General features: G+C 39.7%; 22 protein-coding genes. 18 read left to right on the top strand and 4 right to left on the bottom strand.

The features are described from left to right. Window positions 1–131: 131 nt before the first annotated feature. Window positions 132–1,358 carry an MFS transporter gene (locus tag JOC34_RS15775; RefSeq protein WP_205137748.1) on the bottom strand — a complete coding sequence of 409 codons (1,227 nt, stop codon included), beginning with the start codon at window positions 1,356–1,358 and terminating at the stop codon, window positions 132–134. Window positions 1,359–1,546: 188 nt separating this feature from the next. Here JOC34_RS15775 and JOC34_RS15770 point away from each other — a divergent pair, with 188 nt between their 5' ends. Continuing rightward, window positions 1,547–3,472 (top strand): ATP-dependent DNA helicase, encoded by a 1,926-nt coding sequence (locus JOC34_RS15770; RefSeq protein ID WP_205137747.1) that lies wholly within the window; start codon window positions 1,547–1,549, stop codon window positions 3,470–3,472. 211 nt (window positions 3,473–3,683) lie between these two features. Next, window positions 3,684–3,989 carry a hypothetical protein gene (locus tag JOC34_RS15765; protein ID WP_205137746.1) on the top strand — a complete coding sequence of 102 codons (306 nt, stop codon included), beginning with the start codon at window positions 3,684–3,686 and terminating at the stop codon, window positions 3,987–3,989. A gap of 115 nt (window positions 3,990–4,104) precedes the next feature. On the opposite strand, the gene JOC34_RS15760 is transcribed toward JOC34_RS15765, so the two are convergent. Beyond that, window positions 4,105–4,434, bottom strand: coding sequence for a DUF3899 domain-containing protein (locus tag JOC34_RS15760; RefSeq protein ID WP_205137745.1), 330 nt, complete (start codon window positions 4,432–4,434; stop codon window positions 4,105–4,107). 483 nt (window positions 4,435–4,917) lie between these two features. Here JOC34_RS15760 and JOC34_RS15755 point away from each other — a divergent pair, with 483 nt between their 5' ends. The 9 genes from JOC34_RS15755 (at window position 4,918) to JOC34_RS15715 (ending at window position 16,267) form a co-directional block, all read left to right on the top strand. Continuing rightward, window positions 4,918–6,621 (top strand): peptide ABC transporter substrate-binding protein, encoded by a 1,704-nt coding sequence (locus JOC34_RS15755; protein WP_205137744.1) that lies wholly within the window; start codon window positions 4,918–4,920, stop codon window positions 6,619–6,621. A 129-nt stretch (window positions 6,622–6,750) separates the two neighbouring features. Next, window positions 6,751–7,683, top strand: a complete 933-nt coding sequence (gene opp3b / locus JOC34_RS15750) for an oligopeptide ABC transporter permease (RefSeq protein ID WP_205137743.1) — start codon at window positions 6,751–6,753, stop codon at window positions 7,681–7,683. Continuing rightward, a complete protein-coding gene (gene opp3C / locus JOC34_RS15745; protein ID WP_205137742.1) occupies window positions 7,680–8,699 on the top strand; it encodes an oligopeptide ABC transporter permease in 1,020 nt (339 codons plus the stop codon). The genes opp3b and opp3C overlap by 4 nt, the downstream gene beginning before the upstream one ends. Window positions 8,700–8,717: 18 nt before the next feature. After that, window positions 8,718–9,776: an ABC transporter ATP-binding protein gene (locus JOC34_RS15740; protein ID WP_205137741.1), complete on the top strand. Its 1,059-nt coding sequence runs from the start codon at window positions 8,718–8,720 to the stop codon at window positions 9,774–9,776. A gap of 1 nt (window position 9,777) precedes the next feature. Continuing rightward, window positions 9,778–10,719 (top strand): ATP-binding cassette domain-containing protein, encoded by a 942-nt coding sequence (locus JOC34_RS15735; protein ID WP_205137740.1) that lies wholly within the window; start codon window positions 9,778–9,780, stop codon window positions 10,717–10,719. A gap of 770 nt (window positions 10,720–11,489) precedes the next feature. Then, entirely contained in the window at window positions 11,490–12,134 is a 645-nt protein-coding gene (locus JOC34_RS15730; protein ID WP_205137739.1) for a LytTR family DNA-binding domain-containing protein, read from the top strand. Window positions 12,135–12,245: 111 nt separating this feature from the next. Beyond that, on the top strand, window positions 12,246–13,775 hold the full coding sequence (locus JOC34_RS15725; RefSeq protein WP_205137738.1) for an acetyl-CoA hydrolase/transferase family protein: 1,530 nt from the start codon (window positions 12,246–12,248) through the stop codon (window positions 13,773–13,775). A gap of 200 nt (window positions 13,776–13,975) precedes the next feature. Further along, window positions 13,976–15,019, top strand: coding sequence for an ArsR/SmtB family transcription factor (locus JOC34_RS15720; RefSeq protein WP_205137737.1), 1,044 nt, complete (start codon window positions 13,976–13,978; stop codon window positions 15,017–15,019). Between the two features lie 36 nt (window positions 15,020–15,055). Continuing rightward, entirely contained in the window at window positions 15,056–16,267 is a 1,212-nt protein-coding gene (locus JOC34_RS15715; RefSeq protein WP_205137736.1) for an MFS transporter, read from the top strand. Between the two features lie 62 nt (window positions 16,268–16,329). Here JOC34_RS15715 and JOC34_RS15710 read toward each other — a convergent pair whose 3' ends face one another. Next, the gene (locus tag JOC34_RS15710; RefSeq protein WP_205137735.1) at window positions 16,330–16,962 is read right to left on the bottom strand and encodes an NUDIX hydrolase; all 633 of its coding nucleotides are present in this window, start codon (window positions 16,960–16,962) and stop codon (window positions 16,330–16,332) included. Between the two features lie 262 nt (window positions 16,963–17,224). On the opposite strand from JOC34_RS15710, the gene JOC34_RS15705 reads away from it, so the two are divergent. The 7 genes from JOC34_RS15705 (at window position 17,225) to htpX (ending at window position 24,919) form a co-directional block, all read left to right on the top strand. Then, the gene (locus JOC34_RS15705) at window positions 17,225–18,124 is read left to right on the top strand and encodes a polysaccharide deacetylase family protein (RefSeq protein WP_205137734.1); all 900 of its coding nucleotides are present in this window, start codon (window positions 17,225–17,227) and stop codon (window positions 18,122–18,124) included. 19 nt (window positions 18,125–18,143) lie between these two features. Beyond that, window positions 18,144–18,803, top strand: coding sequence for a YkyA family protein (locus JOC34_RS15700; protein ID WP_205137733.1), 660 nt, complete (start codon window positions 18,144–18,146; stop codon window positions 18,801–18,803). Window positions 18,804–19,560: 757 nt separating this feature from the next. Further along, window positions 19,561–20,244 carry a phosphoribosylaminoimidazolesuccinocarboxamide synthase gene (locus JOC34_RS15695; protein ID WP_205137732.1) on the top strand — a complete coding sequence of 228 codons (684 nt, stop codon included), beginning with the start codon at window positions 19,561–19,563 and terminating at the stop codon, window positions 20,242–20,244. A 284-nt stretch (window positions 20,245–20,528) separates the two neighbouring features. Then, a complete protein-coding gene (gene desA / locus JOC34_RS15690; RefSeq protein WP_205137731.1) occupies window positions 20,529–21,581 on the top strand; it encodes a Delta(5) desaturase DesA in 1,053 nt (350 codons plus the stop codon). Between the two features lie 611 nt (window positions 21,582–22,192). Next, complete coding sequence (locus JOC34_RS15685) at window positions 22,193–23,320, top strand: sensor histidine kinase (protein WP_205137730.1); 1,128 nt, start codon at window positions 22,193–22,195, stop codon at window positions 23,318–23,320. Continuing rightward, window positions 23,317–23,916 (top strand): response regulator transcription factor, encoded by a 600-nt coding sequence (locus tag JOC34_RS15680; protein ID WP_205137729.1) that lies wholly within the window; start codon window positions 23,317–23,319, stop codon window positions 23,914–23,916. The genes JOC34_RS15685 and JOC34_RS15680 overlap by 4 nt, the downstream gene beginning before the upstream one ends. Window positions 23,917–24,040: 124 nt before the next feature. Further along, the gene (htpX, locus tag JOC34_RS15675) at window positions 24,041–24,919 is read left to right on the top strand and encodes a protease HtpX (protein WP_205137728.1); all 879 of its coding nucleotides are present in this window, start codon (window positions 24,041–24,043) and stop codon (window positions 24,917–24,919) included. A 96-nt stretch (window positions 24,920–25,015) separates the two neighbouring features. Here htpX and JOC34_RS15670 read toward each other — a convergent pair whose 3' ends face one another. After that, the gene (locus JOC34_RS15670) at window positions 25,016–25,696 is read right to left on the bottom strand and encodes a universal stress protein (protein ID WP_205137727.1); all 681 of its coding nucleotides are present in this window, start codon (window positions 25,694–25,696) and stop codon (window positions 25,016–25,018) included. Window positions 25,697–25,923: the final 227 nt, after the last annotated feature.

Raw genomic sequence — 25,923 nt, 5'->3', positions numbered from 1 at the left:
GTAGTTTAAATGCTTGACAAACATATTTTAACAATGTATAATTATATTTGGATATCTATCTGCATTTTTATGAGCGAATAGACCATTTTAAACTATAACATTTTATTGGGAGCTTTTCAAGGCTTCTTTTTTTATGCGTACCATTCTTGTACTTTTTCATCTGTTGGGAGTAGATAAGTTAACACACCTAGCAGCGGTAACAATGAGATAGCTATCATCGTTGGTGTTAAACCGACAAGGTCAATCAAGGAACCGAGCGCTACAGATCCAACCGCGCCCATCCCGAATGCTAGTCCTACAATTAATCCGGACATGGTGCCGATTTTCCCTGGGACGAGTTCTTGGGCATAGACAACGGTTACTGAAAAACTCGCCATTAATAAGAAGCCAATGAGAGCTAATGCGATAATTGCTCCACTTGCTCCGAGATAGGGCAATGCCAATGAAAGTGGTGCTGGCGCAAGTAATGAAAATAGAATGACGGTTCGTTTACCAAAGCGGTCTGCTAATGGGCCACCAAAAAACGTACCAACTGCACCCATGAACAGGAATGTAAATATGTAAATTTGTGATTTTGCAATGGAAAGACCGTAATTTTCTATTGCGTAGAATGCATAGAAGTTAGAGATAGCACTCACATACCAAGAACGGGCAAACACCAGAAAAATGAGTACAATGATCGCACCTTTGATTGCTTTGGATATGTGTTTATTTGTGTTTTTCTTCGTAGTTGAAACTTTATTGGCAGCAAAGACCTTCATTTTAGCGGCATACCATTTAGCAATATAGATGAGAAAGAAAACTGCCAATCCTGCAATGAGTGTAAACCAAATGGCACCAAACTGACCTAATGGGACGAGCACCAATGCTGTAATAACAGGTGCTAAAGCCTGTCCCGTGTTACCACCAACTTGGAAAATGGACTGCGATAGACCACGGCGTGGGCCTGCAGCAAGATAAGCTACGCGCGACCCCTCTGGATGGAAGATAGCTGATCCGAAACCAATAAACAGAACGCTTACAAGAATAGTCCAAAAGTTAGGTGCGAGTGCCAATCCAAGCATACCCAGCATGCTGCTTGCCAGCCCAACAGGTAAAGCAAATGGCATCGGGCGTTTATCCGTATACATGCCAACTAAAGGCTGCATCACGGAAGCAACCATGTTTAAGGTGAATGTGATAAGTCCAAGTTGGGTAAAAGTCAGTCCCAGTGATTTCTCTAATATTGGGAACATAGCAGGAATAACTGCTTGCAGTGAATCATTTAACAAGTGACAAATACCAATAATAAACAAAATAGAGTAGACCGTTTGCGTGCTTGAATCAGTGATTACTTTCGTTTGTGTATTTTTTTCCATGACTTCTCCTTTCGATAAGCAATATAGCAGTTTAAAGTATTTGTATTTATGCTTATCAATAGTTTGCAGTTTTTTTCCCGTTTATGCTAGTATTATAGCTTGTTGACTGAATTTTAATAGGGACAGTCCCCCATCGCTTTAGCACTTTAACGTGGTGGGGGACTGTCCCCGGAAAGAGGCGTTTTAAGATGGTAAGAAAGCAGGCACTTCCATTTACTGTAGGGAAGACAGAGAACTTCTTCGATCGTTTAGGCGATTATGTTGGGGATGTCTTCTACGATATTTTACCTGAAAAGGGTTTCGAACTGCGTGATGAACAAATATATATGGCCTTTCAGTTGGAACAGGCTTTTAAACATAAACGTACTATTTTTGCGGAAGCTGGCGTTGGAACAGGGAAGACCCTTGTTTATTTATTATACGCTATTAGCTACGCGCGTTACCGGGGAAAGCCGGCAATTATCTCTTGTGCTGATGAAACGCTGATTGAACAGCTTGTCAAAAAGGGTGGGGATATTGAAAAGTTAGAAGAGGCATTAGGACTTCGCATTGATGTTCGATTAGCCAAAGCCCGGGAACAATATGTATGTATGAAGAAGTTGGATCCACTTGCCAATCGAACAGATGATGAAAGTATTTTACAGGTTCATGACCAAATTCCGGATTTCGTTTTTGATACAGGTGCTTCGATGCAATCATTTGAGCGCTATGGGGATAGGAAAGAATATCCTTGGGTGTCAGACGAAGCGTGGGAGAAAATCGCCTGGGATCCTTTGCAACAGTGTTCAACTTGTGAATGGCGCCATCGCAGTGGACAGACGTTAAATAGGGATTACTATCGCCATGCAACAGACATTATTATTTGTTCCCATGATTTTTATATGGAACACGTTTGGACGAAGGATTCACGAAAACGCGAGGGGCAAATGCCATTACTGCCGGAAGCGAGCTGTGTTGTATTTGATGAAGGGCACCTGTTGGAACTTGCTGCACAAAAAGGCTTAACCTATCGATTTAACTTTGATGCATTGAATAAAGTGTTGACGGGTTACATGGGACAGGATGTAAGAGAAGAATCCCTTGTTCTGGTAGAAGACATATTGATGCTACATGAAGAATGGTTCGATTTACTGGGCGAAACGGCAACCGCTGTAGAAGGGTCAAATCGCTTGGAAGTGCCGCTTTCCGAAACAATGATCGGCATGGCAAGACGTCTTCATGACAAAGTTGAACAGTTGCTCGAGCAACTGGTGTTTGATGCTGAGTTATTTACGATTGAGGACTATCACATTAAAATTATTGAGGAGTACTTGGAGTTCTTCTCCTATGGTTTATCTATTTTACTAAAAGAGGATGAGGGCATTTTTTGGCTAGAGGAAAATAGTACGACAAGTAGTTTGGTTATTATGCCTCGTTTAGTCGAAGATGTCTTGAAAAAGGAAGTATTTTCACAGGAATTGCCATTTGTTTTTTCATCAGCAACGTTATCACAGGGCGGAGACTTTTCCTACCTTGCTAACAATTTGGGAATTAAAGCATATGATGCTTGTTCAGTGGCATCACCATTTGATTATGCGCATCAGATGGAGATAAACGGCTATATTGAAAAGGATTTACAGGACAAGTGGCAGAAGATTGGTGAACAATTACTTGAAAGTGCTGGCAAGGCATTGGTACTCTTTTCCTCCAGCGAAGAAATGAATCAGTTTCGTCAATGGGCCGCGACGCAAGATTGGCCATTTCAGTTGCTCTATGAAGGAGATCGGGAAATTAGCGAGATGGTTATCCAATTTCAGAAGCATACATCATCTGTCCTTTGTTCCTACAATCTATGGGAAGGACTGGACGTACCTGGTGAAGCTTTATCAACGGTCATTATCTCATCCCTTCCATTTCCACCAAAGGATCCCGTATTTCAGGCGAAGCGAAAAGAAGCAGCGCACCCTGAACAGGAAGTGGATGCACCGTACATGATCCTCCGATTGCGCCAAGGCATTGGACGGCTCATCCGTACAAATGAGGATAAAGGGACAATTCATATTTGGATGACCGAAGCGGAGAAACAAGTATATCAACAAACAATTGAACAAGTATTACCGGTTAAGATGAAGTAGGCACTAAAATATATAAACCAGATCATGGCAGCAACTATGCTTTGATTTGGTTTTTTTATTACAGTTTGGCGGTAGTAAGACTCCCACTCAATGAAGGTTCATTTGATCATTTAAGAAAAAACGGGAGAAAAAATAAAAAAGAGCAACGAAACTATCCAACCGGGCATAAGTATAATAATATAAGGATAATGACTAAGTTAGGGGGATAAATATGTCGGGGGTTTTTTCAATTATTGCATTTATAGCGATTTTGGGCGTCACGATTATTGCAACGATGGATAGGCTCAAAGAACTAAGTGTATGGCGTAGTATTGGTATTATTTTATCTTTTTTTATGACGATTGCGATCGCTACATTATTGATTTATTTCGGTGGAGATTGGTTTGCGGGATATATCACCAATGGCTTGATGGAAAATATCGTTTTCTTCATCATTGTTGTACTCGTTATCATTTTGCTATCCAGCGGGTTAAATAAAATCATTAAGAAGTTAACCAGAGAGCACCATGAACAGTAGCGGATGCCCCGGTACTGCTCCATGCTGCTTTATACGAATATAAGAACCTTTTAAGGATAGCCGTAAAAGGCGACGAACGCTCTCACCATTAAAGCCTCGCAATAACCCAAGTTTTCTAATAAAGGAATAACGCACAGAGCATGAGCAAAATGGTTACGATACCCGTAATGAGTGGAGATTGATAATTTTGTGGAACCAAACGGGATAATGGCTCCCGATCTCTTTCGGTCATTCGGCTGAAGAAATATTGAAAACTGTAAAAAACAATATCAAAAAAGCGTCCTTTCATTACATAACCAGCCATCGATATCAGGATAAAGATCGTACCAATGACGAAAGATACATTGATATAGGATAAAAGATCAAGGCGTTTGTAAAAGATGAAGGCGCACACGAGCACCGATATTTGAGTTATAACAATCCAGGTTATCGTTTTCTTGAGCATAGGTCAGCATCCTTTATTAAACAATAATATGTGCGAAATGTGGTCGTTCTGATAAAATAGAATAAGGCAAGCTGTTTTATGAAATAACTATTGCCATCCTGTAAGTTCATTGTTATATTATATAATGGAAGCGCATCCAAGTCAGGTATTATATTAACAGTCTAGCATGAAAACTATAATCAGTTCATGTGTTTATTGCAAGTAGTTTCTCTGGTTTTTTTGAATTTTATTCAATAAGAAGTACGTGCATCACATGATTATAAAAAAATCTGGTAATTTTAGGGATAAGGACTTAGGTCTAAAAACGGGGTTAAATGGCTGATCTAGTGCATTAGATACAGAGTGGAAGAGGTGAGAGATTGAAAGATTTGTCCAATTCGAACAGAGAATTTTGTGAAATCGTGCTAAATAGTGATTTACAATTTAGTAAATTATTGTATAATGTATCTTGGGAACTATAAAATAAAAAAGGGTGGTTTAAAGATGAAAAAGTCGAAATATTATCTTTTTATTGTACTAGCTATGACTCTAGTAATGGTACTTTCTGCTTGTGGCGGTTCAGGTTCTGACTCTGATTCAAAATCTGATTCAGATGACAGTAAAAAAGATGCAGATAGTGGCGAAGCTTCAGGTGAACAAGTATTTAACATGATTGAAACGGCAGAGATACCGACTGGTGACCCATCATTAGCAACAGACGCTGCCAGCTTTATTGTTTTTGGACAAACGATGGAAGGCCTATATATTTTAGATGAAAGCGATACACCCGTTCCTGCGATTGCAGATGGCGATCCAGATATAAGTGAAGATGGTAAGGAGTATACATTTAAGTTACGCGAAGATGCGGAATGGTCTAATGGGGACCCCGTTACAGCTAATGACTTTGTCTATTCTTGGCAAAGAGCAGTAGATCCTGATACCGGATCTGAGTATGCTTACATGTTCTCTGGCATCATTGAAAATGCAACAGAAATTATGAATGGGGATAAAGATCCAGAAGATTTAAAAGTGGAAGCTGAAGATGATTTCACTTTAAAAGTGACTTTGGAACAACCTGTTGAATATTTGGATTCATTATTGGCATTCGGTACGTACTTACCATTAAATGAAAAGTTTGTTGAAGAGCAAGGAGACAAATTTGGAACGAATAGTGACACCATGTTAGCAAACGGTCCATTTGTACTAACAGACTGGGACGGCAGTGGTTTAACTTGGAAATATGAGAGAAACGATAACTATTATGATAAAGATAACGTTGCTTTAGACGAAGTAAATGTACAAGTATCTAAAGAACCAAGTACAGCAGTTAACTTATTTGAAACAGATAAGGCAGATCGTACAGCTGCATTAAGTGCTGAATATGCACAACAATATCAAAATGATGAGAATGCTTCTACATTTGAAGAAGGTAGCTCATGGTATCTGAAGTTCAATCAGGAACGGGATGGCAAAGATACACCGCTAGCAAATGAGAATATCCGTAAAGCAATAGCAATGGCTTTTGATAAACAAGCATATACAGATACAGTTTTAGCAAATGGTTCTGTTCCTACTGGTGGTTTAGTACCGAGAGGATTAGCAACCAATCCAGAAACAGATGAGGACTTCCGTGAAGAAAGTGGAGACCTGATGGGAACTGATTTGGATAAGGCTAAAGAGTACTGGGAAAAAGGTTTAGAAGAATTAGGAGAAAAGGAAATTACGCTTGATTATTTGAGTGATGATACAGAAAACGCTAAGAAAACAAGTGAGTACTTCCAAAACCAATTAGAAACAAATCTTGACGGATTGAAACTTGAATTAAAGAACGTACCGTTTAAAGTGCGTTTGCAGGATACTACTAAACAAGACTATGACATTGTCATGCATGGTTGGGGACCAGATTATCTGGATCCAATGACATTCCTTGATTTATTTGTTACAGATGGAACGAATAATGAAACGAGTTACTCAAATAAAGACTATGATAAACTGATCGATGATGCTAAGGTGAAATATGCCAATGACCCTGAAAAACGTTGGGAAGCAATGTTAGAAGCTGAAAAACTTTTAATTGAAGAAGATACAGTAATTGCACCTATTTATCAACGAGGTAGATTGGTTCTTATCAAACCAACTGTTAAAGGTCTTGAAGAACATTTATTTGGACCTGACTATTCATTGAAAAACGTTTATATGGAAAATTAATTTTGCTACGAAGTTAACTGCAACAGGTGAATGAAAAGAGAGTATTCCATAAAAATACTCTCTTTTCTCCATGTATACACCCTTTTTATTAGAAAATTTATATTTATTAGCATATAGGAGGAAACACCGATGGCGAAGTATCTCATAAAGCGTGTAATTTATTTGGTTATTACGCTGTTTATTATAACTTCATTGACATTTTTTCTAATGAAGTTCTTGCCTGGTAGCCCATTCCAAAATGAAGAAAAACTATCTGAAGAACAACGTGTGATTTTAGATGAGAAATATGGGTTAGATGAGCCAATTCCTGTGCAATATGCCAAGTATATGGTGAATATTGTTAAAGGTGATTTGGGTGTATCATTTCAGTTTGATAATCAGCCTGTTACAGATCTTTTAATAAAACGGATGGGTCCATCATTACAGCTTGGTTTCCAGGCGATGTTTATCGGAACACTTATTGGTATATTACTTGGTGTTCTGGCTGCTATGTTTCAGAATACATGGATCGATTACGGAAGTACGTTTTTAGCTGTATTAGGAAAATCGATTCCATCATTTGTGTTTGCCGCACTCTTGCAATATGTAATCGGGGTTAAGCTTGAATTGCTTCCCGTTGCTGCTTGGGACGGGTTTGCCTCATCTATTATGCCGACGATTGCCTTAGCTATTTTTCCAGTTGCAACAGCCGCTCGTTTTATGAGAACAGAGCTAATTGAGGTTTTTGGCTCAGATTATATTACATTGGCGAAAGCAAAAGGGAATTCAAGAATGGAAGTGTCCTTCAAACATGCTATCCGCAATGGGTTAATTCCTCTTGTAACAGTACTTGGACCTATGGCTGTGGGACTGATGACGGGATCTATGGTCGTGGAACAAATATTTTCGATTCCGGGAATCGGCGAACAGTTTGTAAAATCGATTCAAACAAATGATTTTCCAATTATCATGGGGACAACCATATTCTTTGCTTTCCTACTGACGGTAATTATTTTAATCGTAGATATACTATATGGAATTATTGATCCAAGGATTCGCTTGCAAGGAGGGGATAAATCATGACAAATGCTCCAGATAAAATTGAAAAGCATCGATTTGAGCCCGCTCCAAAGGATCATTTTGACAATGAGAAGATTGAGAAGCCGCAGCTTTCGTTTGCAAAGGATGCATGGCTTCGGGTTCGGAAAAATAAAGCTGCGCTCGTTTCTGCAGTCGTTTTGTTTCTTGTTATCGTGATGGCGATTATTGGACCACACATTACAAAATTTGATCCCTATGCACAAGATGTTACCAAAGGGAATCTTCCACCTCGGGTCCCACTCTTAGAAGATATTGGGATATTTGATGGCAGTCAAAAAATTGGTGGTGTTGAAACAAATAAATATGAAGATCTAGGTTTAGAAGAATACTATTGGTTTGGAACAGATAGCCTGGGGCGTGATTTGTTTTCACGTGTCTGGTTAGGAACAAGGGTGTCATTATATATAGCGCTCTTAGCAGCAGTAATTGACATGGCTGTTGGTGTCGCCTACGGATTAATTTCCGGTTTTAAAGGTGGTAGAGTGGATAATGTGATGCAGCGTATATTGGAAGTTATATCTGGTATCCCCAACTTAATCGTCGTTATTTTGATGTTATTAATAATGAAACCGGGCATCCTATCGATTACAATAGCCATGGTAATAACCGGTTGGGTTGGCATGGCCAGGGTTGTACGGGGGCAAGTGCTGAAGTTAAGGGATCAAGAATATGTACTTGCTTCGAGGACGCTGGGAGCGAAAAGCGATAGATTATTAATCAAACATTTATTACCCAATTTATCCGGGGTTATTATTATAAACACGATGTTCACGATTCCTAGCGCCATCTTTTTTGAAGCATTCCTAAGTTTTATCGGGATTGGGTTGCAGGCGCCGAGAGCATCACTTGGTACACTGATTGAGGATGGTTATAAAACGTTTCAATTTTTACCTCATTTAATGGTTATTCCGTGTATTGTTATTTGTATTATCCTAATAGCTAGTAATTTAATTGGAGATGGACTTCGTGACGCATTTGATCCTAAAATGCGTGATTAATAAGTGAGGTGAAGCTACATGAAAAAGATATTGGAAGTTGCAGATCTTAATATTTCCTTTCATACATTTGCAGGTGAAGTGCAAGCCATCCGTGGTGTAGACTTTGATTTATATGAAGGAGAAACACTTGCCATTGTAGGAGAATCCGGTTCGGGTAAATCGGTAACAACCAAGTCGATCATGCGACTGTTACCGACAGGCAATTCGGAAATAAAAAAGGGGAAAATCCTTTTTGAAGATAAAGATATTGCGAAAGCATCAGAAAAGCAAATGCAAAAAATTCGCGGAAAAGATATTTCAATGATCTTTCAGGATCCCATGACTTCATTAAACCCGACGATGACAGTTGGAAAACAAATTATGGAGCCACTATTAAAGCATCAGCATCTAAGCAAAAGTAAAGCAAAGGAACGGGCATTACATCTACTTGAATTAGTGGGGATCCCCAATCCGAAAGAGCGTTTAAAACAATACCCGCACCAATTTTCAGGTGGAATGAGGCAACGGGTTGTGATTGCTATTGCACTCGCCTGTGCTCCAAAAATATTGATTGCAGATGAGCCTACAACGGCACTTGATGTTACAATTCAAGGTCAAATATTAGACTTAATGAAGGACCTGCAAAAGCAAATAGAAACATCGATTATTTTTATCACACATGATTTAGGAGTCGTTGCGAATGTTGCTGATCGTGTAGCGGTCATGTATGGTGGTAAAATTGTAGAGATTGGAACAGTGGACGAGATATTCTATAATCCACAACACCCCTATACATGGGGACTAATTAGTTCTATGCCTAGTTTAGATTCGAAGGATGAGGAATTATATGTAATCCCTGGTACACCGCCAGATTTACTGCATCCTCCCAAGGGTGATGCATTTGCCCCACGAAACCATTATGCGATGAAAATAGACCTGGAAGAAGATCCGCCAATGTTTAAGGTTTCGGATACCCATTTTGCTGCTACATGGCTGTTGCATCCCGATGCACCTGAAGTAGAACCGCCTGTTGCAGTTCAAGAAAGAATGGCTAAATTTCAAGCGAAACAAGCGGCTTCTTTAAAGGGGGAAAAGTGAAGTGGCGGAATTAGAAAAGTTGTTAGAGGTTAAACACCTTAAGCGGCACTTTAATGCTGGCAAACCTAGTGAAGTCCGAGCTGTAGATGACATCACGTTTGATATATATAAAGGGGAAACATTGGGACTTGTTGGTGAATCAGGTTGTGGAAAGTCAACAACTGGAAGAACCATCATCCGTCTATATGATGCAACAGATGGGGAAGTGCTTTATAGAGGTGAAAGTGTCCATGGGAAAAAATCAAAATCGGAATTGAAGAAATTCAACCGCAAAATGCAAATGATTTTCCAGGACCCATATGCATCGTTAAATCCAAGAATGAAGGTATCGGATGTGATTGCTGAAGGTATCGATATTCATCGTCTCGCCAAGTCGCCAAAAGAGCGGATGGAAAGGGTTTATTCGCTTTTGGAGACAGTGGGGTTGAATCGTGAACACGCGAATCGTTTTCCGCATGAGTTCTCTGGGGGACAAAGACAAAGGATAGGTATTGCTCGTGCACTAGCAGTAGAACCGGAATTTATTATAGCGGATGAACCAATTTCAGCCTTGGATGTATCTATTCAAGCGCAGGTAGTCAACTTGCTTAGAAAACTGCAGAAGGAAAAAGGGTTAACGTATTTATTTATTGCCCATGATTTATCAATGGTTAAATATATAAGCGATCGAATTGGTGTAATGTACTTCGGAAGATTAGTGGAACTTGCGCCGGCTGAGGATTTGTATCGTAATCCGATGCACCCATACACGCAGTCATTGCTATCTGCAATTCCGTTACCGGACCCAGATTATGAACGAACCCGCGTCCGACAATCCTATGACCCTGATGCACATAAATACGCGCAGGGAGAAGAAGTGAAAATGCGCGAAGTTGCCCCAGGACACTTTGTAAACTGTTCGAAAAAAGAGTTTAAACAATTCCAGGAAAAATATAAAAAATGAATAGAAAACAGCGTGGTATCCTTTATGATCCACGCTGTTTTTGTTGCTATTGATATAAACCGGGGCGTAACATACCGCTTCGGAAATACACTACGCGCATCCTAGGGCTCGCGCTGAGCCTTCAACGTACAGGATGTGCTAGTGCAGACGTTGCCCCAGGACTGGCGTACTTAGTCTGCCTCGCTCGCAAAGAACGCTCACTGTGGGGTCTCATCGTCTTCGCTTTCCCGCAGGAGTCTACGTGTATTTCCTTCGCTGATATATGCCTTGGGACTTGCAACTTTATCATATTTATTCATTGCTTGATTAAACAATTGCTACTTCCTTTTATGAATGAGCTGAATGAAATGACAAAGCATTTTTCGCAATTAGCTTTACTAGTCCGGATGAGTGGAGAGAGGTGACTCCTGTGGGAACAAAGGTTTTCAGTGGGACGAGTAATCGCAGTCCCAGCACGAGACTGAAGACACCAAAGAGTTGTTGGTGATGAAGGCCGACTAAAATCGTCCAGCTCATAGGCAGGCAAGCTAATTACGTCCTTTTCGGCCAACGCTTGCAGACCTCTTGTTGAGGCCGTGCCCGCGGAAAGCATCGCCCAGAGCGATCCCGGACGGCGCAAAAGCACACGTTTTGGAAACACCTCGGTGTTACCTCGCAGTTTATACTTGCTTTTAAGATTCATTACCTAGAAAAAACAATAATCTACTAGAGAGCAGCCTTGTTGTATAATAAAAGTAGTGAAGTATTATTTTCATTAAAGGAGCCTAATTATGCAAAAATTTACACTGGGACCATTATTGGATGTAGTTGGAGAGCTTTTTTCCGACGAAATATCGATTGCTGTGTCCAATACAACAGAATATATTTATTACCGACCGAGTAAACGAGTGGACTTGAAAATAAGCTCAGGGGATCCGATTAAAGCAGGAACAATGGCTTATAAGGCCATGCTGACAGATCAAAAGATGTCCGAATTTATCAATCGGGAAGTATTTGGTGTTCCTTATCACGGTATGGCAGTGCCTTTCCACAATGATGGGGAGCTTGCAGGTTGTGTTACCGCAATTTATCCGACATTCACGGAAGGAAAATCCGTCGTAACAGTCAAATCTGCTGATGGGTGGAAACCCATTCCATTTCAAGATGTCATCTACTTGGAAGTAAAAGAGAGGAAAACATATGTCAGGGCAGACGGCTTTTCGGGCACCCATAACAATCCCCTGCAGGAGTTCGAGTATACGTTGCCAAGGGAGTCATTTATTCGTTGTCATCGCTCCTTTATCGTGAATGTAAATCATATTAAGGATATTCACCCAGATACTCACTCTACTTTTGTTTTGGCAATGGATAATGGTGATCAAATTCCTGTTAGTCAATCGTATGCCAGTTATTTTCGGAAAATGTTGGATTTCTAACAGCTATTTTCTGTTCGGTGCATTCGTTTTCATGCTTCGTGCAGGATTTATCTATTTCCGTCAAAAATTCCCAATTCAATATCTGAATAAGTTAGAATAGTTTTAAAGGTTATGAAAGAGGGATTATATATGAAGAAAGTTTATGATCGTATAAAAGATCCTCGCCTACATGATCGCGTCGTTTCCGCAGAGGAAGCTGCATCATGGATTCAAGATGGCATGACATTGGGGTTAAGTGGTTTTACACGTGCCGGAGATGTGAAAGCGGTCCCAACAGCACTGATAAAGCGGGCAGCGGGGGAGACATTTAAGGTAAATGTTTTCACAGGTGCATCGTTGGGATCGGATATTGACAAAATGTTTGCTGAGGCTGGAATAGTTAGTAAGCGCTTGCCGTTCCAGGCGGATGCAACCATGCGTAAGAAAATAAATGAAGGCGAGCATTTATTTGTTGACCATCACTTATCACACACTGCTGAACTATTAAGGGGCGAAGTGATTAATAGAATCGATTACGCTATTTTGGAAGCGATTTCTATCACGGATGATGGCATGATTATTCCAACAACATCGATTGGAAATTCATTGTCATTTGCTGAAAACGCAAAGGGAATTATTATTGAAATAAATATGGCACAGTCCGAACTATTGGAAGGACTTCACGATTTGTATAATCCTGGCAAGCAAGGGGAACGTGATCCGATTCCATTGACAAAGGTAGCTGATCGAATTGGGACAAAAGGAATCCCTGTGGACTGGAATAAGGTGAAGGGGATTGTTTTTACCGATCAACTGGATTCTCCCTCCACGATTGTAGAGCCAGATCATGAAACAGAAGTGATGGCCCAGCATCTGCTGGAATTTTTCCATAAAGAAATTGAAGCAGGACGATTAACGGAAAGTCTGGCACCATTACAATCAGGAATTGGATCGGTTGCCAATGCGGTGCTACATGGCATGATTGATTCAGAGTTTAAGGATCTGGAAGTTTATTCAGAAGTATTGCAGGATGCTGTGTTTGATTTAATTGATGCAGGCAAAATTAGCTTTGCTTCCTGTTGTTCCATTACGTTATCTGAGCAGAAGATGAAACAAGTATTTGCTGATTTTGAAAAATACCGGGATAAATTGATCATGCGACCACAAGAAATATCCAATCATCCAGAAATTATCCGCAGACTTGGTTTGATTTCTATTAATACAGCATTAGAGTTTGATATTTATGGAAACGTTAATTCTACACATGTTACAGGGACAAAGATGATGAATGGAATCGGCGGATCTGGTGACTTTGCCCGTAATGCACGTTTGGCAATTTTCGTTACTAAATCTATCGCTAAGGATGGAGATATATCCAGTATTGTTCCATTTGCTTCACATGTAGACCATACAGAGCATGATGTAGACGTTGTAGTGACGGAGCAAGGTTATGCAGATCTAAGGGGGTTAGCCCCGAGGGAACGTGTGCTGTTGATTATTGAGAACTGTGCACATCCGATGTATCGGGAACAACTGTGGGAATACTATAATGAAGCATTAGAGCGGGGTGGACAGACACCACATGTCCTGGAAAAGGCATTGTCATGGCATACGAATTTTTCCAAAGATGGAACGATGAGACAATTGGTGGAAAAGGTTTAACGAAAGAAGCGCGTTCAAAATTAAATAGATTAAAAAGGCACATGAGCATCCATGCTTATGTGTCTTTTCGTTTGGACTGTTTTTCCGTTTAGCAGGGAATACGTTCAGTAATTAAAAAAGTTTAATATATTATTCTATAAATATTGAATAATATATTCTATATGTGTAGAATAAATGGTAATGAATGGAGGTTGTTAAGTATGGACGTTTTGAGTACAACAGGTAGAAGGCGTGAAACGTATCAGGTTGAAATAAAGTACTCAACCTTGTGGGAGTGCGCCCTGGGAATTGCGGCAGTTACAAATACTCCTTTATTAGATTCCTTGGAGAAGCCGATAAGTTTTTGGAAAGAAACAAGGGGCTCCTTGCCAGTGGATTTGCGTGAGCACCTGAATTATGTAGAAGAAAATAACACTTGGAAGGCATTGTTACAACTACTACATCAAGAGGACTTTCAAACTTTGGCGGCGTTTATTACTTATATAGAGGAACTTTCTTCCACAGAGCTCAAATTTAACTGTATACCTTTTGTCGGTTATGCGCATCAAACAACGAGAAAAGCTGCAGCATTAGGGAGAGAGGAAGCTATCAAGAAAATGAAGACATTAACAAGTGATAATCCCTTTTTTCCCGATTACATCGCGTTTGTTTGTAATGTAGACGTACATCAGCTTAAACATCATCTTATTACAATCATGTCACGATGGTATGAAAATGTAATTAAACCGTCGTTAGATCAATTTAATAACATGCTGCAAGCAGATGTTGAAGCAAAAATGCATATGAAAGGGAAGATGAATCCTGAAGAATTTGTTGAATGGGCAACAGCAGGCGTGTCTTACAGTCCTGAGCCTAGTGTACATAAGGTACTTTTGATTCCGCATTATATTTATCGGCCGTGGAATATCGTCGCAGATATGGAAGGAACAAAGGTATTCTATTATCCGATTTCAAATGAAAGTATTTCACCTCAAGATAAATACCTGCCAAGTAACTTTTTAGTGCTAAAACATAAAGCACTAGGTGATGAGGTGAGACTAAGAATTGTTAAGTTACTGTCTGAAAGAGATCGAACACTTCAAGAAATAACAGAAAAATTATCGGTGGGAAAGTCAACAATTCATCACCATTTGAAGATTTTGAGATCGGCACAACTCGTCGAAATTACAGATGCCGTGTATGTATTGAAAAAGAATTCAATTGAATCATTAGCAAAAGAAATAGATTTATATTTGCAACAATGAATCCACAGATAATCATGAATAGAATTGGGTGACTTCATGGGTATATTGAAAAATAGATCTTTTACCTTTATCTGGATGGGTAACGCTATCTCGGAATTAGGCGGAGCCTTTGGAACTTTTTGTAACGCGCTTTTGATATACGAAATCACAGGTTCTACAATGGCTTTAAGCAGTATGTGGCTATTATACTTTATCCCTTCACTTGTTTTACAATTGTTTATCGGCCCTTATATTGATCGATGGAGTCGGAAATGGGTGATGATATTTGCACTGTGGAGCCGCGGACTGGTTTTTCTTATCCCGTTGGGAGCTGTTGTTATGGGGCAAATAGAGCCATGGCATATTTACGCAGCCCAATTAACCGTGGGTTTAATTACACCGCTGTATGTCCCTGCAAATCAAGCGATTTTACCTACGATTGTTGAAAAGGAACAATTACGTACAGCGAACGCCTATATTGATGGAACAGTTCGACTGATGACCTTTATGGCGCCAATTATTGCCGGCATTGTAATAGAATACATTGGCATTACACTAACATTGACATCCGTATGTGTACTACTTGCGTTAAGTGGCTGTTTATTGCTAATGATTCAGGAAACGAGAAACGTGCATGCTGTTCGGCGTACATGGGTGGAACAATTCGCAGAAGGGATACGTTACTTTTTCAAACAAAGAATGATTGTATGGTTAGGCGTATTTCTGGCCTTTGTTCAATTCGGGGTAGGCGTTACAATGATTATTAACCTGCCATATATAATGAATGTGCTAAATGGGAATTATGCCATGTATGGCTATTTTATGGCATCCTTCCCATTGGGTTATGTGATGGGTTCGATACTTGTGGGAAAAGTAACATATCGAAGCAAAAGGATTCTAATGTTAGGTTCGCTTGTAATAGGGGGACTTACCTTTATCGTATTGGGATTTAACCAGTGGATTATATTGGCCCTTGTTATGGAAGCAATTGGAGGAATAGCTATGGCCTTCTTTAACGTACATAATACAACGATTTGTCAGCAAACGGTGCCCAACCATTTAATGGGAAACGTTTTCTCTGTTCGTTTATTGATTATTCGGGGTGCATTGCCATTAGGTGTATTCGTTGGCGGAACGTTGAGCGAACTGTGGGGTGTAAGGCTTTTATATATACTTATAGGTGTCATTATTTGTACGGTTTCATTGTTGGGTATTATCCTTCCTTATTTTAGATTCATTGATCAGCAAACAATGTTTCCTGAATCTTAATCCAGCACCAATTATCAATAATAATTAAAAACACATGAGCTTTTTTATGCTCATGTGTTTTGTTATAAGGTGAAGGGTTCTTTTTTTAGCAATTCTATAAAGTGGGCCAATATCTTTGCTGTTAATCCCCAAATTGCTTTTCCATCATACTGATAAAATATTTCATCTATTTGATGCATTCGCCACTTATAATTTTCTCCGCCATGAATTAATTCATAAGGAAAATCCGCTTCAGGTATAACCTGTAAATCAACTTTATATTTGTTGGGCTTTGTTTGAAGAAAATAGGTGAGCGGTACAGTAAAGACCTCATCGACCTCAGATGCGTTTGGTGAAACCTGATCCACATTAGAAATCCTGCCGATAAAAGGATAAACGATCCGCCCGGAATCAGAAACCAAATAATCAAGTGGAATAACTTCACTTATGTCCGCTTCGCTTATTCCCAACTCCTCAGAAGTTTCTCGGATAGCTGCATGCTTTTCGTCTGGATCTTCTTGATCCACTTTCCCACCTGGAAAACAAATATCCCCTGGCTGACTTCGCATATGCTTTGATCTAACCTCAAATAAAATGTGCGTTTCCTTATTAACTTCAATTAGTGGAAGCAGGATAGCATATTTTCGGTATTTTTCATAGTCAAGAATAGTAGGCTGTCGGTCTTTTAACATTGTAATGATATCCGATGCATTCATCTTATCACCCCCATATCACAAAATATATGCATGGTTCCATGTTTCTAGTATACAAGTTTCCACTGTTGAAAGACCAATAATTGAAACAAATAGACTATAGACTTATATAACTCCCCTTAATTTCTGGCATCATTAGAAATAGGGAAATTTAGGGGTGTACAGACTGCGAAATTTGTTGCATGATAGGGGTATTAATCGAATATTAGGTCATTGCACCTATTTTACATAAAGTTATCAATTAGTTATCTGGGGGGATGCGCTAATGAAACAACATAAACATTTAAATCGCAAAGGGAAAATAACACTATCTATTATCGCTGTATTTATACTGTCATTCTTCTTTCTGCGTTTAGCTAGTATCGATAAAACAGCCGCTTCTGGGGAGAAGATAGAATCTGTTTCGGCAGAACAACTTTCCCTTTCATTTGAAACCAAAAAGGCATTTTCTGACTCTGATCTCCATCAGTCTTTCCAAGAAAAGGAAAGGCAAGCAAAGCAAAAGGCTCAGGAAAAACAACGTAAAGCAGAACAAAAAGATAAAGCCATTTACTTAACATTCGATGATGGGCCATCACCCGAAGCTGGTGAATTGCTCGATATATTGGATCAATACAATGCCAAAGCAACTTTTTTCATGCTTGGTCCACAGATACAAAGCCGTCCAGAGATTGTTGAAAGAATGGTGAATGAAGGATTTGGGCTTGGTTTACATGGAATCACACATGATAAAGACCAAATATACCGTTCGACGGAAGCGCCTACAGAGGAAATGAGCGACGACCAGGAGATTGTGCAGGATGTGAGTGGTGTTTACACGGAACTTGTTCGCCTACCTTATGGCAGTATCCCTTATTTGACGGAAGAAATGAGGGGATCATTGAATCAGCAGAACTTTAAAATATGGGATTGGAATGTGGACAGCCGGGACTGGGAGTTGAAGGACCAACGATTTATCGATCATACTATTCAGGAAATCGAAAATGTAAAGCAAGCGGGCGAAACCCCGGTAGTATTGCTTCATGATAAACCGGAGACGATTCGACATTTGCCTAAATTATTAACCTATCTTCAGCAGGAAGGTTACCAAACAGAAACAGTCACAAATAAAATGGCGCCTTTAACATTTGAATGTGAAGGCCGCTGCCATCCTATCAATGGGTAAATAAGATCGGGGGATGAACATGATTAAAAACTGGAAGTTATTCATTTGTTTGATGATGTTGTTTCTGATACTGCTTAGCGGTTGTCATCACGACCAAAAACAAGCGGAGAACATTTATACAGATCTGGAAAAGGCAGCGGACCAGGAAAAGGTTTTTGCGGATAAGCAACAAGCCTTAAAGGAAACAGGTGAGGAAGAACAGACTATCTATCAAAAAATCATGGATATTGATACGGATCATGTAGAGCAATTAAAGCAGCACATAGGAGCTGCACAAAAAAACAACGAACAACAAAAGCAGTTATTGGAAGAAATTGATGCAGGTTTGAACGATGCTTATCAGCTCTCTCTACCCACTAAAAAGGTTGCAGAGGAGATTAGGGATACGGAACAACAAAAGCTCGCGATAGAAACTGTAGAATTAATGGATAAACGATATGAGCTGTTTGAGTCCTATTACAAAGATTTTGAGGATAGTCTAAAAGAAAGTAAGGAATTCTATGGACAGCTGCAAAAAGAAGATAGGGATACCGAGGCACTTGATAAACAAATTAAGAAAATAAATAAGCGCTATCGTAAAATGGAAGAACAACAAGACGAATTTAACCGCTGCACGGAACAATATAACGAAACGAAAAGTAAATACTATCAAGCAGCAGGACTTACGAAGCATACATAGAGTGAAAATTCATCTCAGTGGGAGTTTCGACGCACAGGATATGCTAGTGAAGACATTGCGACAATGCTTTTCGATGGGACGAGGAACGACAGTACCGTAGTCCCAGAACGTCGCGATTTTAGTCTTTGTTCCAAGTAAAGAAAGTATTAACGAAAGGGGATATCTAAGACTCGTCGCTTCAGAAATATACTACGCTTTCCATGGGCTTGCGCTCAGCCTCCTCGAAAAAGAAGTACACTTTTTCTGCGGGGTCTTCCCACTGCGCTTTCCCGTAGGAGTCTACGTATATTTCTTCCGCTGGTGATAGTTGGTTCTTGACGGTATATGGATAAAAAGGAAATCAAGGAGAAAACCTCCCACTCTTTTCTTTTTAGAGAAGAAAGCTAACCTTAGATTACCATGTGATGGAAGCGGAAGGTAGTCGACTCCGGCGGGAAAAGCAACAAGTCTTTATGGTGGGACGAGTTAGCGCAGTCCCAGCTGAAAATCCCGCAGGAAGCATTGATGAAGGTCGACTAAAACCGCCCTTTGTGGGCAACGTCGACATACCCCTTGCCGGGGCACCCGCGGAAAGCGACTACCTGGAGCTGACATCTTACTTGATGGAAGATCCCAATGGGAGTTTTACTGCCCGCCAAACTGCGATAAAGTTTCAAAAAAATAGGAGACATATAAGAACAATGTCGAATTTACAGTTGTATCATTCTGTGTGATAATAAAAGAATAAAACTGCTGTTGAGAAGAGAGGAAACTTTCCATGGAACTTTTATTTTCTGGTAAAACAAAAGATGTTTATGCACTTGAAGACGGAAATTACATGCTGAAATTTAAAGATGATGTGACTGGAGAAGATGGCGTATTCGATCCTGGCGCAAACACAGTTGGTCTTACAATAGAGGGTGCTGGCCAGGCTGGGCTGAAGCTGACTAAATTCTTTTTCGAAACATTAAAGGAAAAAGGTGTTCCAACACATTATATTGATGCCAATGTGGAGGAGACGACGATGACTGTTGTTCCGGCAACTGTTTTTGGAGAAGGTCTAGAAGTGATTTGCCGTTACAGGGCGGTTGGCAGTTTTCTAAGACGCTACGGTAAATATGCAAAAGAAGGACAGGACTTGAACGCATTTGTTGAAGTAACCTTGAAGGACGACGAGCGGCAAGATCCGCCAATCAGTGAAGACGCACTTCAAATGTTAGGTATTTTAACAAACGAGGAATATGGAACGTTAAAAACGTTGACACAAAAAATCTCTCATATTGTCAAGTCAGAATTGGCGAAGAAAAACATTGAACTTTATGATATAAAATTGGAATTTGGCAGAGATGCAAACAACCAAATCGTGCTCATTGATGAAATATCTGGTGGCAATATGCGTGCATATAAGGATGGAAAGTATATCGAACCATTACAATTAGAAAAAATGATGACTGCAAAATAGAAATTATTTAAAGAGGTGCTAAGCGAATTGATCGCTTAGCACCTCTGTTTTTTGGTAGATAGAAAGTGTAAACTTACCTACTATATAAGTGCAACTGAGGCACTCGCTATTAAGCGAATGCCTTAGTTTTTTAAGGACATCAAAGTTTGTGAAGTGGGTGCGATACATGACAAGTGTCATGTCCCATCCTTGACGATTATGACTTATAACATGTTGGGGTTTTGCTTATAATAAAGTTATCAATATAAAAATAAACGATGGAACACTTATTATAGGAGGAAATTATGAGTAAACAAAAACAAGCACAATTAAGAAAAAGTGTTGCTCCATTTGCAGCTTCTAATACAAAATCAAGTATCTTTCAGTTAGTAAATACGATTGTACCTTTTTTCTTACTTTGGTTTCTGGCATACCAAAGCTTGTCCGTTTCTATCTGGTTATCGCTTGCACTATCCGTTGTCACAGCAGGATTTGTTGTTCGTACGTTCATTATTTTCCACGATTGTACACACATGTCCTTTTTTAAGAATAAGAAAGCGACTCGGATTGTTGGTACAATTACAGGGATTATAACCCATTTTCCTTTTGAAAAATGGAAACGTGATCACGCAATTCATCATGCAACAAGCAGTAATTTAGATAAGCGTGGTACTGGCGATGTTTGGGTCATGACCGTAGAAGAGTATCGGGAAGCATCCTTTTGGGGGAGACTTGCCTACCGTCTTTACCGCAACCCGATTGTGCTGTTTGGGTTAGGTCCGATTTATCTGTTTCTTGTTTCGAATCGATTTAATCGAAAAGGTCCAAAAAGGAAAGAACGCTGGAATACGTATTTAATTAACTTTTCTATTGCTGCTATTTATGCCCTGCTAATTTGGGCGATTGGCTGGCAGGCATTTCTCCTTGTACAAGTGCCGATATTATTTGTATCAGGATCGCTAGGTATTTGGTTGTTTTACGTACAGCATCAATTCGAGGATTCCTATTTTGAAAATGAATCCGAGTGGGATTACGTGAAAGCTGCTGTGGACGGGAGTTCCTATTATAAGTTACCAAAAGTGATAGAGTGGTTAACCGGTAGTATTGGATACCATCATGTCCATCATTTAAGTCCAAGGGTGCCAAATTATAACTTGGAAAAAGCACATGAATCCACGCCACCATTGCAACAGGCAACAACAATCACGCTTGCTTCCAGTTTAAAGTCAATCCGCTTTCGGTTATATGATGAAGCGAGCAAAACGTTTGTTAGTTTTCGTGATGTGAAAGAACTGCTGAAAAAGCCGACATCCCAAGTAACTGTGAAGTCGAGTAAACCGAGCTTTCAAGAAAAATAAATATAGGTAGAAAAATCAAGAATACTACTTGGTTCTTATGGATTCTCCGTCAAGTGAGATGTTTGCTCCAGGTAGTCGCTTTCCGCGGGCAACACTTCAGCTTCCTCGAAAGCAAAGAACGCTTTCTGTGGGATCTTCAGTTGTTGCTTTTCCCGCAGGAGTCGATTACCTTCCGCAACCATCCATGATAATCTAAGGTAACCTTTCTTCTCTAAAAAGGAGAAAGCGGTGATTTACCCTTGTTTATCTTTTTATCATAGAAGGGTAGATAACTATCAAAACCAACGATCGCCAGAGCGGAAGAAATATACGTAGACTCCTGCAGGAAAAGCGTAGTCGCTGAGACCCCACAAGAAAAGTGGGCTTCTTTTCTGAGGAGGCTCAGTGCAAGCCTGCGGAAAGCGTAGTATATTTCTGTAGCGACAAGGACTAGATAATGCGCCCTTCGTTTATATTTTCTTAACTGCTAACATTGCCCTTCAGCTTTTGACTGAAGGGCTTTTATCATTACGCAGTGGTGCGTTATTTTGTTATACTGAGGTGGATAGATAGCAAAGTCGGATCACGCAGGTGTTGATGATGGGATAACACTGTATAAGGAGGAATTACATATGCAAAATTGGTTTCATATATTCCCGAAGAATACCGGGCTTAGTCTCTTTGCCTGGATTGCTTTTTGTGTTCTTCCTTTTTATTTTATATTTCGTTCCAACACAATGGCTGAAGTTATCATTGGTATTTTAATGATTATGATATTTTTTACCGTTTATAGAGTCTCCTTTATTTCCAAAGGGTGGACCGTATATGTATCCGTAGGCATTCAAATAGCGATCAATATTGGAATGACGTTGTATTTTGGCTATGTATATTTTGCGTTGTTTTTAACATTCTTCATCGGCAATATTCAAAATAAAGCTGGCTTTATTACGTTATATATTGTGCACCTCGTTACAACCATCGCCGCAGTAATTGCAGGATTTTTCATACAAAGTCAGATCTTTTATTCGCAAATTCCCTTTATTTTACTTAGCGTATTAGGTGTCATACTTATTCCTGTCAATTTGTATAATCGTAATAAACAGGAGGAACTGGAAGGGCAACTGGAGGATGCAAATAAAAAGATATCCCGGTTAACTGTAATGGAGGAACGGGAGCGTATTGCGCGTGATTTACACGATACATTAGGGCAAAAGCTTTCTCTTATCGGTTTGAAGAGTGATTTGGCAGGAAAATTAATAGAGCGAAATCCGGAATTGGCCAAAATAGAAATTAATGATATTCATCAGACAGCCAGAACAGCTTTAAAAGAAGTGCGAGAAATGATATCCAATATGAAAAATGCCAGACTTAAAGAAGAAATTATTCGTGTAGAGCAAGTGGTTATAGCGGCACAAATGGAATTCCATTTAAAAGGGGACCCGGATCTTATGGGGACGCCGCTGCTGGTTGAAAATGTATTGAGCATGTGCTTGAAGGAAGCTGTTACAAATGTTGTTAAACATAGTCAGGCCACGTGTTGTACGATTGATGTCATACAATCGCCGAGTAAAGTTTTAATTAAAATAGTGGATGACGGCATCGGTTTAGTTGAACACTCCGATTTCATGGAAGGACATGGGATACGGGGGATGAAAGAGCGCCTGGAATTTGTTAATGGCAGTTTATTGATCGATACAGCCAATGGGGGGACAACACTTTGTATACAGGTGCCGAATGTTATTCAGGAGGGGATATCATGATCAGTATTGTGATCGCTGAAGATCAGGGGATGCTGCTTGGAGCGCTTGGTTCTTTGCTTAATTTAGAAGATGATATGCAGGTTGTTGGAAAAGCAAAGAATGGGGAAGAAGCATTAGAATTAGTAAATGAGCACGATCCGGATATATGTATCATGGATATAGAAATGCCGGTAAAGAGTGGGTTGGATGCGGCAGAGAAATTGAAAAATAGTAATTGTAAGGTGATTATTTTAACAACCTTTGCCCGAAGCGGCTATTTTGAACGAGCCCGGAAAGCGAATGTGAGTGGCTATCTACTAAAAGACAGTCCAAGTGAGGAATTAGCCAATTCGATTCGGATTATTATGGATGGGCGTCGGATTTATGCGCCGGAGTTAGTGGACATGGCCTATCATGAAGGGACTCCACTTACAGAACGAGAGGAACAAGTAATTCAATTGATTGCCGATGGAAAGACGACGAAAGAGATTGCAGGTGCATTGTTTATAACAACAGGTACCGTACGTAATTATGTCTCCATCATCTTTGATAAATTAGATGTCAGTAACAGAATTGAAGCCATATCTAAATATAAAGATAATGGTTGGTTTAATTAGTTCACAAATTAGTAACAATTCCATTTTGTCTGGAGACGGATTGATTCCATACTTGTGATTGTACGGGCTGGATTATATAATACAACTATGTTACATGAAAAAAGTAGATAAAAAGGGTGAGATGATGGGTAAACGAATATTTTACTTTCTGCTAACAAACGTATTGGTATTACTTACGATTAGTATTATCTTCTCTATTATCCCAGGGGGCTGGGGTTATATTGATCCAAATGGCAATATTAATTTGATGCAACTGTTAACTTTTAGTGCTGTAATAGGGTTTACAGGTTCATTTATATCGCTTGCTATCTCACGCTGGATGGCAAAGAAAATGATGAATGTCCGTGTGATAGACCCGGACAATCCATCAACGGATTATGAAAGAGTTGTTGTGGAAAAGGTACATCGCCTATCCAGGGCTGCAGGGTTATTGCACATGCCAGAGGTTGGTATTTATGATTCGCCTGAAGTGAATGCATTTGCCACTGGCCCTTCAAGGAAACGCTCTTTAGTCGCTGTTTCCAGTGGGCTATTACAAGGAATGGATGATGACGCTGTCGAGGGTGTGATTGCACATGAAGTGGCACACGTTGCTAATGGGGACATGGTTACAATGACACTGTTGCAAGGAGTCGTTAACACGTTTGTTGTATTCCTGGCTCGTGTTGCTGCATGGATCGCTTCGCGTTTTGTAAAAGAAGAAATGGCACCAATTGTTCACTTTTTGGCGATCATTGTATTCCAAATTGTGTTCTCTGTTCTAGGAAGCTTGGTTGTATTTGCGTACTCCAGGCACCGCGAGTTTCATGCGGATCGTGGTGGGGCAGATATAGCGGGTAAAGATAAGATGAGGCATGCACTTGAATCGTTGAAAGCATATTCAGATCGTGTGAAGGCGAACGATGATACTTCCATTGCCACATTAAAAATAAATGGGAAACGAAAATCCAATATTTTTTCAACACATCCCGATTTAGATGAACGGATTAAGCGTTTAGCTTAATTAGAAAAAAGCTTCTCCAGCGCAATAAATTTTGCTGTTGGAGAAGCTTTTTATGTTAACGCATTATATGAAAGCTGTGCTCGTGCGAGGCACAAATTAACTTTTTTTCAAATTTGGTGGTTCTACCATTTTGCCTGTTACAACATCTTCTGTTATATGAACCTGACATGTTTTACCATGGGCTATAAATTTGAAAATGCCATTGTTGAAGTCTGTTCCGGTCTCTTTATAAAAAATCCCTTCATAAAGATTTTCTTTAGATCTTGTAAAGAAAAGTCTATAGCTATCTTTATCGGGTCGCAAAAAACCGCGTACCCCTTTTTCGTAGGAAGTATCGTCCATCTCTACGCCTTTGAGTGTCCGGTCAATAGAGACGATATGGATATCGATGAATGTCATGGCGCGCAACAGCATATTGGAAAATGACCCCTTCGTAATTTCTTCCCATCTGTTTTGTGGGCTTTGTCCAATAACGATTTGTGTAATATTGTGATTGTGTGCAACCTCTTTAATGGCTCTGACAGATGATCTCTCGCTGTCACGAATAATGAATTCCTCCGCATCCAATTCATCAGCCAGTTCTTCCCATCGTTCGATATAACTGGACTTTTCCGCATCAAATTCATCATGTGGCCGCGTGTCTACAGTTAAAATATATAAAGGGCAGTCCAGCATGTCAGCTAATTTATGGCCTCTCCGGATCAATCGTTCACCATTGGGGCCATAATACACACAAACTAAAATACTTTCATCCATTCTACCTTTTATCTTTTTCATGACAACCATCACCCCATTAATTATTCATAGTATACGTTATTAATTCTTGAATGAAACGTTCTAAAACCTAATCATTCTAACACGATTATGTGTTGAAGTAAAACCCTTTTTGTAAATGCAATAAATTTCCCGTTAAATCGGGGTTTACCAAGCGATTCCCAATGTATAAAAAGGGCTCATTTCGAGTACTATAATCGTTTAGGATACTTGTTATTTTACGCTACATT

The organism is Virgibacillus halotolerans (assembly GCF_016908515.1).
Classification (GTDB): domain Bacteria; phylum Bacillota; class Bacilli; order Bacillales; family Amphibacillaceae; genus Virgibacillus_M; species Virgibacillus_M halotolerans.
This window is presented reverse-complemented; position numbering and strand designations above follow the sequence as displayed.